Below are 14,832 nucleotides of genomic sequence, written 5' to 3'. Positions count from 1 at the left end.
GGTTTATGCTTTCGAGGTAAGAATCATCACGAACAGCCTTAACGGCTGTTTGTGTGACAATTCTTTTTAGGAGGGGTATTTATGACGGACATCGCTTATCGCTTTCAGAATGGTTTTCCGAAGATCGGAATTCGTCCAACGATAGACGGACGCCGCAAGGGAGTTCGCGAGTCGCTTGAGGTTCAAACGATGAATATGGCTAGATCGGTCGCGAATCTAATCGCCGAAAATTTGCGTTACCCGAACGGTGAACCTGTGCAATGCGTCATTGCGGATACGACTATCGGCGGGGTGGCGGAAGCAGCGGCCTGCGCGGACAAATTCGCCCGCGAGAATGTTGGGGTATCGATAACGGTTACGCCTTGCTGGTGTTACGGTACGGAAACGATGGATATGAACGCTTCCATCCCGAATGCGGTATGGGGCTTTAACGGAACGGAGCGTCCGGGTGCGGTTTATTTGGCTGCCGTTCTGGCCGGCTACGCGCAAAAAGGCATTCCGGCATTTGGCATTTACGGCGAGGAAGTTCAGGAAGCATCCGATACCTCCATTCCGGATGACGTGCGAGGCAAGCTGCTTTCCTTTGCGAAATCGGGACTTGCGGTAGCTTATATGCGCGGCAAATCGTATTTGTCGATGGGTTCGGTATCGATGGGTATCGCGGGCTCTATTGTAAGCGATTCCTTTTTCCAGGAATACCTCGGCATGCGGACCGAATACATCGATATGTCCGAGTTTGTTCGCCGCTTCGAGGAGCAGATCTACGATCCTGCCGAATTCGAGAGAGCGCTTGCTTGGGTGAAAGAGAACTGCGCGGAAGGTCCGGACAATAACCCGGAAGCGATTCAAACCTCGCGGGAGAAGAAGGATCAGGACTGGGAGACGGTTGTCAAAATGACGATGATCGCCCGCGACCTGATGATCGGCAACCCGCGCCTTGCGGAGCTTGGCTTCGGCGAAGAAGCGATGGGCCATAATGCGGTTGTGTCCGGCTTCCAGGGACAACGCCAGTGGACGGACCATTTCCCGAACGGCGACTTTATGGAAGCGATTCTGAACTCCTCCTTTGACTGGAACGGCATCCGCCCTCCGTTTATTGTCGCAACGGAGAATGACAGCCTGAACGGCGTCGTTATGCTGTTTGGCTACCTGCTGACGAATACGCCGCAAATTTTCGCGGACGTGCGCACTTACTGGAGCCCGGCTTCCGTGGAGCGGGTAACGGGACATAAGCTTGAAGGCCATGCGGCTAACGGTATTTTGCATCTGCTTAACTCGGGTTCGGCAACGCTCGACGGTACCGGCGAGCAGCAGCTTGACGGCCAGCCGGCGATGAAGCCGTTCTGGGATATTACGGAAGACGAAGCGGCGGCTTGCCTTGCGGCTACTTCGTGGAGACCGGCGGGCGTGGAATATTTCCGCGGCGGCGGCTTCTCCTCCGACTTCCTGTCGCGCGGCGGCATGCCGATGACGATGTCTCGGATCAATTTCGTTAAAGGCGTAGGGCCGGTTCTGCAAATTGCGGAAGGCTACTCCGTCGAGCTGCCAAGCGATGTGCATGACAAGCTCGACAAGCGGACGGATCCAACCTGGCCAACGACTTGGTTCGCCCCGAATCTGACAGGCAAAGGCGCCTTCACTTCCGTATACGACGTCATGGACAACTGGGGAGCCAACCACGGCTCGATCAGCTTCGGCCATATCGGCGCAGAGCTGATTACGCTTGCTTCGATGCTGCGTATTCCGGTCAATATGCATAACGTTCCGGAAGAGAACATTTTCCGTCCGCGGGCATGGGGTCTATTCGGCACTAACGACAAAGAAGCGGCTGACTACCGGGCTTGCTCGAATTTTGGGCCATTGTACAAGTAAGCAACATGCTTTCGAAGTAAGAATTACCTAATAGGTCCACTAGTGGGCCCAAAATACGGAAATTCTTTTTAGGAGATGAGAGGATTGGATATTCGGCAGGAGCTGTGCAAATACGCAAGAAAGACCGTTGCGAATAAGCTGGTCGTTGGACCGGGCGGCAATATAAGCGCAAAGCATGAAGGGAAAATGTACCTGTCGCCAAGCGGCTTTGCCCTTGACGAAGTGGAGCCGGAGCAATGGGTAGCCGTTGATATCGAGACCGGCGCGGTAGAGGATAACGGACTTCGTCCGTCCTCCGAGGTGCTAATGCACTTGTACGCTTACCGTGCGAATCCGGCGATTGGGGCCATTGTTCACACCCATCCGCCTTACTGTATCGCTTTTACGCTGGTGGAAGAGGAGCTTCCGATCATGTTCCCGGACCAGGCGGCGCTTGTCGGCAAGACCGTCTATATCCCATACGTGCTGCCTACGACAGAGAAGCTGGCGGATGCCCTCGTCCCTAAAGTGAAGGAAGCAAGCAGCATATTGCTTGGCAATCACGGCCTTGTCACAACCGGACGCAACCTGCGCGAGGCGTATTACCGGACGGAGGTTGTGGAAGAGAGCGCGAAGATCTTCCTGATCGCCAGCCAGGTTAAAGAACCAAAGGTGCTGACGAAGGAAGAATTCGAGGAGATCGCGTCGCTTGAGAGCGAGGCTTACCGGATCAAGCTGCTGCAGAAGCAGCAATAACTTAAGGACAGCGGCTGCCGCTGCAAGGAGGAATTCAGGCATATGGAACAAGCAACCACCGTATTGGCGTTTGATCTTGGAGCAAGCAGCGGCAGGGCGCTGATTGGCAGGCTGACGGGATCCGATTTGGCGGAGCGCAGGCTGGAAGTAGAGGAAATACACCGTTTTCCGAATGTTGCGGTTCAGGTTGGCCGTCATTTGCATTGGGATATTCTTAGGCTGCTGCAGGAGATGAAGCATGCGCTGCGCAAGGCGTTCCAGCTTGGGTATAAGCCGGTTACGTTTGGCGTGGATACATGGGGCGTCGACTTTGGCCTTCTTGACGCGAATGGGGAGCTCCTTGGCAATCCCTATCATTACCGGGATCCGCATACGGAAGGGCTGATTGAGGAGATCGAAGCCAGATTTGGCAGAGGAGAGCTGTTCCGGCAGGGCGGTCTGCAGTTTATGCCCTTTAATACGGTCTATCAGCTGTATGCCATGAAAAAGGCAGCTTCTCCAAAGCTGGAAGCGGCGAGGACGCTGCTGCTGACGCCGGACCTGCTCGTCTATTTGCTGACGGGGAAGCGGGTTTGCGAGTTTTCGATGGCGACTACCACGCAGCTTCTTCATCCGGATACTAGGAAGTGGAACACGGCTCTTATGAAGGAGCTGGGGATTCCGGAAGAGGTGTTCCTTGAGCCTGTTTATCCGGGAACCCGGATTGGGCCCTTGTCGGAGGAAGTTTGCGAGGAGCTGGCAATTCCGGCCGTTGAAGCGGTTGCCGTTGCCACGCATGACACGGAATCGGCCGTCGCAGCCATTCCGGCAGCGGCAGAACCGTTTGTGTACCTGGTATGCGGCACCTGGTCGCTGGTAGGGACGGAGCTTGACCAGCCGTTGTTAACCGAAGAGGCGATGGAGCTTGAGTTCTCGAATGAGGGCGGAGTTGGCGGCAAATACCAGCTGCTCAAGAACATCATGGGGCTGTGGATTTTGCAGGAGTGCAGGCGGGAGTGGGAAGAGCAGGGGATGGCGTTTTCTTTTGGCGAGCTTGCGGTTATGGCCGAGCAGGAGGAACCTTTCCGCTATCTCATTAATCCGGATGACCTGAGGTTTTTCGGCCCGTCCAACATGACGGAAAAGGTAAGTAGCTATTGCCGCGAGACGGGGCAGCCTGTTCCGGAATCGGCGGCGGAGGTTGCAAGGTGCATTATGGACAGTCTTGCTCTTAAGTACCGGAATGCGCTCGAGCAGATTGAGAAGCTGACGGGCAAGCATTACGGCGGCATGCATATGGTTGGCGGCGGTATTCAGAACAAGCTACTCTGCGGTCTGACGGCAAATGCGATCGGCCGCCCGGTATGGGCCGGACCGGTGGAAGCAAGCGCGATTGGCAACATGCTGGCACAGTTTATGGCGCTTGGAGAATGCGCGAATCTGGAGGAAGCGCGGCAATTGTCGGCGGCATCCTTCCCGGTTGATATCTACGAGCCAGCGGATACGGATGTATGGAATGAAGCTTATGCACGATTCAAGCAGCTGTTGCAGGCTGATCTTAATTAGGGAGGACCCCTAGCGATGTTGAATGGTATTCCGAAGATCCTTTCACCCGAATTGCTGAAGATCCTGATGGAAATGGGGCATAGCGACGAAATTGTGCTGGCCGACGGCAATTTTCCGGCGGTAAGCCATGCCCAGCGTCTTGTCCGCTGCGACGGACATGGCGTGCCCGAGCTGCTGGATGCGATTATGCAGCTGTTCCCGCTTGACCAATATGTCGAGAAGCCGGCTGCTCTCATGCAGGTGATGCCGGGCGATCCGGCGGAGACGCCGATCTGGGGCGAGTATAAGGCTATTATTGCGCAGCGCAGCGGCTTGGAAGAGCCATTCGAGGAAGTGGAGCGGTTCGCCTTCTACGAGCGTGCGAAGAAAGCCTACGCTATCGTTGCAACCGGCGAAAGCGCGATCTACGCCAACTTGATCTTGAAAAAAGGCGTTATTAAATAGTTTGTAATGGAGGAAGCTGCCCGCGAGGGCAGCTTTTTTCGTTCGCGCACGTTTAACGCTGCGCGGCATCGTTAAGCTAGCCCAAGCGAGTAAATTAACTGGTCTTAACGATGTGGCACATCGTTAAGGTGGCGCTTATACCGGGGGAATGCCCAGTTTTGGCTGATTTTAAGGAGCTTAGCGATGTGCGGTATCGTTAAGCTAGCCCAAGCGGGTAAATTAACTGGTCTTAACGATGCCGCACATCGTAAAGGTGGCGCTCATACAGCGGAAATGCCCAGTTTTGACTGATTTTAAGGTGCTTAGCGATGTCCGGCATTGTTAAGCTAGCCCATGCGAGTAAATTAACTTGACTTAACGATGTGGCACATCGTTAAGAAGATAACGCGAAAAAAACAAGTTACTGAATGGGCAGGCGGGTCAACGCGAGGTGAGGGCAGCCTGGTAAGCGGGAAAAACCGTGTTACTGGGAGGGTGGTGGGTCAACGCGAAGTGAGAGCAGCCTGGTAAGCCAAAAAAACCGTGTTACTGGGAGGGCGGCGGGTCAACGCGAGGTGAGAGTAGCCAGGTAAGCGGAAAAACCGTGTTACTGGGGGCGGCGGGTCAATGCGAGGTGAGGGCAGTCTGGTAAGCGGGAAAAACCGTGTTACTGGGAGGGAGGCGAGTCAACGCGAGGTGAGGGCAGCTTGGTAAGCGGGAAAAACCGTGTTACTGGAGGGCGGCGGGTTAACGCGAGGTGAGAGCAGCCTGGTAAGCGGGAAAAACTGTGTTACTGGGAGGGTGCAGGTTAACGCGAGGTGAGAGCAAACTGGTAAACCGGAAAAACCATGTTACTGTGTGGTCGGCGGGTCAACGCGTAGGGGACGCGGACGCGAAAAGGCCGTGCCGGTAATCCGGCACGGCCAACAAGACCTAAGTCGTCTTAAACGTATACGATTTGCGGGAAGCCTCGCGGTTCTTGGAATCAAAGACAACAACCTCGATTTTATGGCTGCCGGCTTTCAGCTTGTCCGGCTGGATCGAGAAGGTGTAAGGATACTGCTGGCGCGTCAACACAACGGCGCCGTCCAGCTTAATGACGACCTTGCTAATATAAGGGTCATACGTTTTCACCCATACGACGCCGGTAGCCGGCTTGCCGATTGTGCCTTGATTCGCAAACTTGCTTACGGTTTTCGTATAACTGCTTGAACCCGATACGACCTTCGACAAGTAATAAGGATCTTGGATCATTTTGCCGTAAGAAGCGAGCAATGCCGGACTTTCCGTCAGGCTGAAGTTGTTCAGGCTGCGCTCCGCGCTGTAGGAATCCGTCAACGTATTGAGACTGAACCAGTTGATTGATTTTACGCGAGGATACTTCAGTTTTGCGCCATGATAGAGCATGTTCATCTTCGTAATGGCAAAATTGACGGCAGACGTATTACCCGCTTTGCTGAAGTGCGTCGCGCCGAATTCACTAATCATGATGGGCTTGCGGGAAGCGTACAGCTTGTACGTGTAATCGACGGAATCCAGCGGATTCACTTGATCGGCGGGCTCCTTCACGTTGCCGTTGAAATATTTGACGCTGTAAATGCTGAGGCCAACCCAGTCAACATAATCGTCTCCCGGATAATAAGCCGCGATTTTTTGCTTCGGATTCGCCGCAGGCGACCAGACCATAGCGACATTCGGAGCTTCTTCCTTCATGACCTTCGAGACCAGGCGGAACTTCTCGATGTAGAGCGACGGATTGCCATTCCACTTCACCCAGCTGCCGTTCATCTCGGAGGCGAACCGGAGGAAGACCGGAACGCCCGCAGCTTTTGCATCCCGCGCGAATTTGCGTAAATACGCATCATCCTTCACCGCGTTTAACCCGTCATCCGGCTGCAGCGCAATTTGAATCGCGCCACCGGCTTCTTTTACGGTCTCTGCCCAATGATAAGGGAACGGATTGCCGTATTTATGGTAATTGAAAAACACGGCATGCTGCTTGCCGGCGAGCTTGTTGAAGGCGTCAAATTTGCCGTCCTTTTGTTTCTCGACGCCGCTGTCTTTCTCTACGTAGGCACCGATGTACATGCCCGACGCGGGTTCGAACTTCGCTAATTGGCTGCTTCCGGATGCGGGGGAGGCACCATCTTTCTCGAGATAAAGATCGATTTCCGTATTCAAGGCGTCAGCTTTGGCCAGTACGGCAAAATACGTGTTTAGGTCGCCTGATTTTTCCCCGATCGCTTTGTGGATTTTGGCTTCCCGGTAATACGTATCGGCCGCCTTCTGGAACTGATTGTCCAGCGTATAAGCCTCTGCCAGCTTACGCAAGTAACCGGCTTGCTCCGACTGGGCTACGGCAAGCTCGAATTCCTTGATCGCGAGCTTGATTTTGCCTTGATTCATATAAGAAACACCGTTTGTGTAATGCTTCCAGTGGTGTACCGTGTCTGCCGCATGCACGGTTTGCGCGAGCGGCTGTACCGTTAAGGCCAGAATAAACGCCATCGCAAGGATAAATCGCAATCCCCTCCAGCCTTTCTTTCGAGCGGTTGTCATTTGTCATGCCCTCCTTATTTGTCCTATAGCTTGTTGTATTTGCCTGGAATAGGCATTTCTTTCTACAATTATCGGTTTCGCGTTTGCACAGCTGAATACTTGTCCGAAATAGACGACTTTAGTCCTATTAACTTCTTTTACACATAGACCAGGGAACTTGAAACGGAAGAAAATGAAAAGCCAAACCTCAATCCGCAGCAACCTTTATCTGGAAAATAAAGTCTAGATCATATAGGAGCAAAAGGGGAGGTTTAACGAATGAAGCTCACCGCCATAACGACTGCAATCTTATTTGTGCCGTTACTCTTAACGGGCTGCAGCCCGGATTCAAACTCTAATTCTGCGCCCTCTGCGAAACAGCCTGCAACGGAGGAAGCACAAGCTTCCGGCATTCCGCCGGCATCTGCTACGCCATCCGCTGCGTCATCCGCTAGCGAAGATTTGCGCATAGACTTAATAAAACAAGATAAAGGGTTCTCCTTTCCCTTACATGATTCGGAAGAAGTTAACGGTTTTGTCGCACAAACATTTCCAGCCCCGAATGACCGTAATCTTGTGGCCCATGTCGTAAAACGAACCGTCTACGACCCGGAGGGGATTAGATATCGGTTGGACGTCGTTGCCGTTAATCCCAAAGAGCAGACGTACAGTCTGTATCCGGCGGCGGATATTATTGTGAAGGATAATTATTCCGTCGATTCCATTGCCGGGGCTTACGGGTTTACAAAACAGGATCAGCTTGTTCTTGTGCAGCCCAAGAAGCGGGAGGACGGGCAGGAGGGCATCCAATACGACGTGGTCGCGCTTGATTTACGCAATGGGCGGATGAAGACAATAGCGGCGAATGCGGTGCCGGATGTATCGCCGTCTTTTTATGCAAGGGGATGGATGAACAATTCCGGATATTTGTATCTGAACAGCTATTCGGATGGCCGTCTTTGGTCGGTGGACATACTTACGGGCGAGGTTCGGCGGATAGAAGGACCATTCAAGCACGAATGGCCGTTGTATCTCGTGACGCCTTCGCCGGACGGCAATCTGTTCTGGCATGAACAAACCGACAGCTTCCGTCTATACGACCGGAATGGCAAAGAGCTTAAGGTTATTCCGCCAACGCTTGGTTATCATTCCTATCCGGCATTCGATTGGAGCCCGGACAGCAGGTTTGCGGCATTGGCCTTTACGTTGAGCGACAGTCATGACAACGTGCTGGGCGGGGATGAGGCCTACATTATCGCGCCTGAAGCAATAGCTTTTTATGATGAGAAAGGGGACTTGACCTGGGATGTTCAGGCTAAGCCGAAGGAAGGTCTGACTCATGTGGACTGGAACGGCTGGCTTGCGAAAGGAAATGAGGGAGTGCTGTCCTGGTACCGGCTGGATCGTGCTGAAAAGGGGGCGGTCCCCCGCAAGATTGATCGAACATACGCCTTGGCTAACGTGTTGACCGGTCAAATCACGAATCTGACGCCAGCGAAAAAGCTGGAGGATTTGAAGTCGCCGATGGCGGTGGTCAGTCGAACCGGACCGCTTCTGTTTGTTGACCGTGATGAGGGGCTATTCTGGTCGCCAGCGGAAGAGACGGGCAATGAGGACAGGAATTACGTTCTGCTGTCGAAACCGGAAGGGCCGCAGCTTATATGGGCGGCACGCGATTACAGCTCGGAGCAAACGACGATTAGCCGCTATAACCCGGTGAATCATGCCATCTCCGTTACGGTATTTAATGAACCGCTCGGTGAGGGGCTTCAATTAGTCGACGATACGCTTATTGTCGACAACAAAATGAACTATAGATGGATTCATTAGAATAGGCGAATAGCCTGCCCTCGAATTACCGGTGGCAGGCTATCTTTATGGTCATGCTATATAAGTACCGCATCAGCTTCCGCTGCCTATGCGGGCATTCTGCTGTTGTTTGCATATGATTTTTCGTAAGCTGTCCCCGGATAAAAAGTAAACCCGCTCAAGGTCAGCGATTGACCGCCCTTTGCAATATTCCGCGTAGATCTCACCATTGCGATCGTTGATCCGCGCTTTGGTGCCGCTCAGCTGTCCCCAGCCGGCTCGCTCTTCGCTTTGTTTCGGAATGTAAAGCAATTCGCCATCAATATATTGCTGGATTTGCCTAAGCAGAGTCGGGGGAAGCACATCTTTTCCGTTTTTGTAACGCCCCATCGAGGCCCTCCTTCGATATTTGGTTCCATTGGCTTTCGTTGGCTTGTTTTGCGTTAAACATGGCTAACCCTCCTCCTTTCGTATTTTGCGTTGCGATTATATTCAAAATTGATGGGGGAACCGGGTAGGTTCCCCCTATATGGGACATTCGCTTACGCGAATGCCACCTCCTGGATCTGAATCATTTCGTTCAGCCTCCTTTCCGTTCATTTCGTCGGCCCGACATCTATATTAACGCATAGAAAGGCGGTATCCCGCAAGGGCAAAAACGGTTAAATTTGTATTTTGCCATAATCGAATTTAAAATCCTCCTTGCTCATTCGCCTTCTCAGCCAACTGAAACGTACGCCTAGTTGACATTCTTAAAATATTTAAATAATATTCACCTATCTGACAGGTATAAAGGACGGTTGAACGATGATTCGCAAAATTAAAAAGCAGCACACCCATGAACTCGTATCCGAGGAGATCATCAAATATATTGCAGACAAGGAATTGGCGGAAGGGGACAAGCTTCCGTCCGTTGACGAGCTGGTCCGGATGTTTGGTGTAGGACGGTCCTCCTTGCGCGAAGCGCTGCGATATTTGGAAGCCATTGAAATCGTAAAGGTCATTAACGGAAAAGGCATATACGTCAACGATGCGGGCTCTTACCGTTACAGCGGAAAAGTAAAAATAGACGACGAAAAATCGTTTCTGCTCGATATTCTTGACGTTAGAAGGGCGCTGGAAGGCAAAGCCGTCGAGCTGGCCGCGAAACGGATAACGGACGCCAAGATCGAGGAGATGAAGGCATGCCTCGCGGAATACGACGAACGAAAGCAAAAAGGTCTGGATACGTCGGCGATCGATTACAAATTCCATCAGCATATTTACGACGCGGCAGGCAATCCGCTGCTTCATAGCGTGTACGACTCCATATCGGAGCTGATTAAGAAGTTCTTTTCGGGCCCGTTCGGGGTGAAAGAGCTGTTCGACAATACCTACCCGTTTCACCGCACTTTATTCGACGGGATTGCAAACCACGATGCAAAGCACGCGTTGAACGAATTTAGCCAAATGATGGACATTATCGAGGAGACTATACGGGAATATTGACAGAAAATTTAGATATTGACAACTTGTAAATGGCTCACTTATATTAAACCTATCAGACAGGTATACAGTATGATACTCACTCATTTTAAGGGGGATTCCAATGCAACAAATGTCTTGGAAGAAATCACTGTTATCCGTATCTATGATTGGTGTGGCACTAAGTTTGACCGTAACGGCATGCAGTTCTTCCGGCTCCAAGAATGGAGACGGTGGAGGAGACAAGGTTGTTACGCTGCGCATGATCGAAAGCTTGACCAGCCCTAATCGCACGGCCATCATTCAAGAAGGCATAAAGGCATTTATGGATCAGAATCCGAACATTAAGGTCGAACTGATCTCGCCGCCGTTCGATCAGGCGGACAACAAGATCAGAACGATGCTTAACGCGAAGCAAGAGCTTGACGTGCTTGAGGTTCGCGATCTCAACGTGGCGGAATTCGTAAACAACGGCTACGTGGAACCGCTTAATGACTATACGAAAAATTGGGATGACTTCAAAACCGTCACCTCCGTCGCCCAGTCCGTCGCTACCGTTGGCGACAAGCTGTATTTCATCGCAAACGGACTCTATCAGCGGCAGCTGTTCTATCGCGCGGATTGGCTGAAGGAAGCGGGCATCTCCGTTCCGGCTACATACCAGGAGTTAATCGATGCTTCCGTGAAGCTGACCGACCCGTCCAAAAACCGCTTCGGCTTCTCGTTCCGCGGAGGATCCGGCGCCAACGCCGTTCCGGATACGATGATCCAGGCTTACGATTCGGAAAAAATCAATATCGATGACGCGATGTTCCTGAAGGACGGCGGCACCATCTATTCGTCTCCGGAAGCGAAGGAAGCGGTCGAACAATACGTGAAGCTCTATAAAGAAGGCTCGCCGCCTGACTCTATCAACTGGGGCTTCCAGGAACAGGTACAAGCGTTTACGTCCGGCGTAACGGCATTCCTGTTGCAGGATCCGGACGTTATACAGACGTTGAACGATAGCATGGAGGAAGGCACGTGGGCAACCGCTCCGATGCCGAAGGGTCCGAATGGCAAAGCGCTCATTTCCGCCGGCGGCGCGGGTTGGGGAATTACCTCCTACTCGAAAAACAAAGAAGCTGCCTGGAAGCTGATCAGCTTCTTGTCCTCGCCTGAAGAGAATACCAAGCTGTCGAAGAGCCACGGCACCGTGCCGATTCACTCTTCCGCTACCGAGGATGCATTTTTCCAAAGCGGACCGTACAAGACGCTGCTTGATATGACGAATCAGCCGGACACGTTCGTTAACTTCAAGCCGCCTTTCCAATATCCTGCGAACGGACAATGGGGCACGGTAGCCATGGAATCCGGACAGAGCATGCTGCTGGGACAGACGAGCGTGGAAGATACGTTGAAGAAATGGGACGATTACTGGGTGAAAGCGAAAGCTGAATTGAAAAAATGACCTTAAATAGCGGTGGGCGGCATGAGAACCGCCTGCCGCATTTTACTAGCGGGGGAAGGTGAGATGGCATGAGCAAGCAGCGAAGGTACATATTACTCAGTTTGCTTCCTGCATTGGCATTGCTGCTGGTGTTTACGTTCTATCCTTTTTTGCAAGGGGTAGTCATGGCGTTTCAAAATTACGTGCTGTTTGACCTGACCAACGTTCAGTTCATCGGCTTGCAAAACTTCGAAACCGCGTTTCGGGACGCGAAGTTTCTTTCGGCGCTCGAGAACAGCGGGTATTGGGTGTTTTTCTCGCTTGTGCTGCAATTCCTGATCGGTTTGTCGCTTGCTCTGACGCTGCGAAAAAAATTCAGGGGAAGAGGGATCTATCAAGGCTTTGTTTTCTATTCCTGGGCTTTGTCCGGTTTTCTAATCGGCCTGATCTGGAAGTGGATGTTCAACTCGCAAATTGGCGTCATTAACGATCTGTTAATGCGAACGGGCCTTATCGATACGCGCATCGGCTTCCTCTCCGATCCGAAATGGGCCATGACGTCGGTTATCATCGCTAACGTCTGGTACGGCATCGCGTTTTTCGCGATTATGCTGCTGGCCGCGCTGCAATCCGTGCCCGCGGATCTGTACGAAGCGGCGGAAATGGACGGTGCCGGAGGGCTGCGCAAGTTTTTTAACGTGACGTTTCCTTATATCCTGCCGACGGTTATCGCAACGACTTTGCTCCGGGCCATCTGGATCTTCAACGATCCGTCCATCATCTACGGCCTTACGAACGGCGGACCTGCCGGAACGACTCATATTCTCTCTTCGCTTATGCTGGATAAGATTATCTATGGCGGGGATTACGGAATGGCCTCGGCGATTGGCGTGATCATGATCATCATACTTATGCTGTACACCGTGTTTTATCTGTTCGCTACAAGATCGGAAAAGGCAGGTGACTTCTAGATGAAGCAACGCGCGTTGACGGGCCTGAAGTCGCTTTATCTCGGCATCTTTTTCCTCATTATGGTTTTTCCGCTCTATTGGATCGTAATCACTTCGCTTAAGCCGCGCAAGGAGATTTTTTCTTTGCCGATTCGGTATTGGCCGGAGAAATTTACCTTCGAAAACTATGCCAATATTTTTAAAGTTTCAAAGTTTCATGTCTATATCGGAAACAGTCTGCTTATTTCGGTAATTGCCGCACTTATCGTCATCTGCATTGCAACGTTAAGCGGTTATGTCATGGCCCGGTTCCAGTTCCGGGGGCATAAGCAAATTATGATGGCCTTTTTCTTGACGCAAATGCTGCCCGGGTTTATTTCGCTCGCGCCGCTCTATCTGCTGATGGCCGACATGAACTTGATTAATAACCGGTTTTCCTTGGTTCTTGCCTACACGGTTATGCTTATTCCTTTTTCCACGATTATGCTTCGGGGGTTCTTCCAGCGAATTCCCAGCAGTCTGGAGGAAGCGGCGATGATTGACGGCTGCTCCAGGCTGACGGCTCTGATTCGGGTCATTATACCGGTCATGCTGCCCGGAATCGCATCCACCTTTATTTTCGCATTCGTGCAAAATTGGAACGAGCTGTTTATGGCGGTTATGTTTATTGACGATGAGAATTTGAAGACGCTGCCCGTGGCGATGAACTCCTTCGTCATGAAGTTCGACGTGGATTGGGGTTCCATGTCCGCCGGTACCGTATTGTCCGTCATTCCGACCGTCGTTCTGTTTGCGTTCGCTCAGCGGTATATCGTGGAAGGGCTGACGCAAGGCGCCGAGAAGGGTTAATAGCGGCGGAATGACGCAAACAAAGGAATGAATGCATAGGGAGAGAAACCGAATGAATGAAGGACTGCATACCAAAGTAGCGCATGACGAAGTGGACACGAAGCATTACGGCGCCGTCACGATGCCGATTTATCAAAATAGCCTGTTTGCGTTCGAAAACCATGAGTCATTCGATCATGCCATGCAGGACGTATTGGCTGCTACCGTCTATTCCCGGGGGAATAATCCGACGGTACAATATTTGGAGGGCAAAATAGCGGAATTGGAAGAGGCTGAACGGGCGCGCTGCTTCGCGTCGGGGATGGCTGCCATAGCCGGCTCCTTGCACGCGCTGTTGAGATCAGGAGACCATGTCATCTGCGTCAATCAAGCTTATGGACCAACGAGGCAGTTCCTGGACGAATTGTCGGAACGGTACCGGGTCGAAGTAACCTACGTCGACGGCTGTCTGTTATCTGACTTCGAAGACCAGTTACGGCCGCACACGCGACTGATCTATCTGGAGAGCCCGACATCGGGCTTGTTCCAGCTTCAGGACTTGGAGGGAGTCGCGGCGCTTGCGAAACGCGAGGGCGTTCTTACGATGATTGACAGCAGCTGGGCGACGCCATGCTACCAGCGTCCGCTTAATTGGGGAATAGATCTCGTGCTCCACTCGATGACCAAATATTTCTCCGGCCATAGCGATTGCCTGGGAGGCGTCGTGGCAGGCCGCGCGGACCTGATCGATGAAATTGCAAACAAAGGGTATATGCTGTTTGGGGGCGTTATGACTCCGCATACGGCTTCCCTCATGATCCGGGGGCTGCGAACGCTGCCTCTCAGGATGGAAAGACATCATAGCAGCGGGTTGATTATCGCGGAATTTATGGAGAAGCATCCGCTCGTGAACCGCGTGAATCACCCCGGTCTGCCTTCGCATCCGCAGCACGCTCTCGCATGCAAGCAATTGGACGGGTACGGCAGCCTATTTTCCTTCGAAACGCAGTTGCCGGCAGAAATGCTGAAGAAGTGGGCGGACGCCTTGCGTTACTTCCGGATTGGAGTCAGCTGGGGCGGCTTCGAAAGTCTGGTGACGGTTGGGCAAACGCCTGCAAGCCGCAATGCAACGGGGAATAACCCTTCTGTAGCCCGACTGTACATCGGTCTGGAGGATCCGCAAACGCTGATCGGGGATATCGAGCAGGCATGGCGGCACGTTATTGGAACATAACGTCA

12 protein-coding genes are annotated in these 14,832 nt (G+C 52.4%); 10 read left to right on the top strand and 2 right to left on the bottom strand.

The genetic code is table 11. The features are described from left to right. Positions 1-81 precede the first annotated feature (81 nt). From PGL01S_RS01430 to PGL01S_RS01415, 4 genes are all read left to right on the top strand, one after another. On the top strand, positions 82-1,872 hold the full coding sequence (locus PGL01S_RS01430; protein WP_116393921.1) for an L-fucose isomerase: 1,791 nt from the start codon (positions 82-84) through the stop codon (positions 1,870-1,872). A gap of 75 nt (positions 1,873-1,947) precedes the next feature. Beyond that, positions 1,948-2,607 (top strand): class II aldolase/adducin family protein, encoded by a 660-nt coding sequence (locus tag PGL01S_RS01425; RefSeq protein ID WP_127490791.1) that lies wholly within the window; start codon positions 1,948-1,950, stop codon positions 2,605-2,607. 42 nt (positions 2,608-2,649) lie between these two features. Then, complete coding sequence (locus tag PGL01S_RS01420; RefSeq protein ID WP_127490790.1) at positions 2,650-4,152, top strand: rhamnulokinase; 1,503 nt, start codon at positions 2,650-2,652, stop codon at positions 4,150-4,152. Between the two features lie 15 nt (positions 4,153-4,167). After that, positions 4,168-4,596: an RbsD/FucU family protein gene (locus tag PGL01S_RS01415; protein ID WP_127490789.1), complete on the top strand. Its 429-nt coding sequence runs from the start codon at positions 4,168-4,170 to the stop codon at positions 4,594-4,596. A 912-nt stretch (positions 4,597-5,508) separates the two neighbouring features. On the opposite strand, the gene PGL01S_RS01410 is transcribed toward PGL01S_RS01415, so the two are convergent. Then, positions 5,509-7,134 carry a glycosyl hydrolase gene (locus PGL01S_RS01410; protein ID WP_127490788.1) on the bottom strand — a complete coding sequence of 542 codons (1,626 nt, stop codon included), beginning with the start codon at positions 7,132-7,134 and terminating at the stop codon, positions 5,509-5,511. 258 nt (positions 7,135-7,392) lie between these two features. Between PGL01S_RS01410 and PGL01S_RS01405 the strand changes: the two genes are divergently transcribed. Then, a complete protein-coding gene (locus PGL01S_RS01405; RefSeq protein ID WP_127490787.1) occupies positions 7,393-8,943 on the top strand; it encodes a TolB family protein in 1,551 nt (516 codons plus the stop codon). A gap of 72 nt (positions 8,944-9,015) precedes the next feature. Here PGL01S_RS01405 and PGL01S_RS01400 read toward each other — a convergent pair whose 3' ends face one another. Continuing rightward, positions 9,016-9,312 (bottom strand): CD3324 family protein, encoded by a 297-nt coding sequence (locus tag PGL01S_RS01400; protein WP_015842974.1) that lies wholly within the window; start codon positions 9,310-9,312, stop codon positions 9,016-9,018. Between the two features lie 417 nt (positions 9,313-9,729). Here PGL01S_RS01400 and PGL01S_RS01395 point away from each other — a divergent pair, with 417 nt between their 5' ends. The 5 genes from PGL01S_RS01395 (at position 9,730) to PGL01S_RS01375 (ending at position 14,827) form a co-directional block, all read left to right on the top strand. Then, on the top strand, positions 9,730-10,410 hold the full coding sequence (locus tag PGL01S_RS01395; RefSeq protein WP_127490786.1) for a FadR/GntR family transcriptional regulator: 681 nt from the start codon (positions 9,730-9,732) through the stop codon (positions 10,408-10,410). A 100-nt stretch (positions 10,411-10,510) separates the two neighbouring features. Next, positions 10,511-11,836, top strand: a complete 1,326-nt coding sequence (locus PGL01S_RS01390; protein ID WP_116393913.1) for an ABC transporter substrate-binding protein — start codon at positions 10,511-10,513, stop codon at positions 11,834-11,836. A gap of 68 nt (positions 11,837-11,904) precedes the next feature. Continuing rightward, positions 11,905-12,786: a carbohydrate ABC transporter permease gene (locus PGL01S_RS01385; RefSeq protein ID WP_127490785.1), complete on the top strand. Its 882-nt coding sequence runs from the start codon at positions 11,905-11,907 to the stop codon at positions 12,784-12,786. Then, positions 12,787-13,614, top strand: coding sequence for a carbohydrate ABC transporter permease (locus PGL01S_RS01380; protein WP_127490784.1), 828 nt, complete (start codon positions 12,787-12,789; stop codon positions 13,612-13,614). A 52-nt stretch (positions 13,615-13,666) separates the two neighbouring features. Further along, positions 13,667-14,827, top strand: a complete 1,161-nt coding sequence (locus tag PGL01S_RS01375) for a trans-sulfuration enzyme family protein (protein ID WP_127490783.1) — start codon at positions 13,667-13,669, stop codon at positions 14,825-14,827. The last annotated feature ends 5 nt before the right edge of the window (positions 14,828-14,832 follow it).

Source organism: Paenibacillus glycanilyticus NBRC 16618 (assembly GCF_004000805.1).
Lineage (GTDB): Bacteria > Bacillota > Bacilli > Paenibacillales > Paenibacillaceae > Pristimantibacillus > Pristimantibacillus glycanilyticus.
Note: the sequence above shows the minus strand (reverse complement) of the source record. Positions and strands in the feature narration are given on the sequence as shown.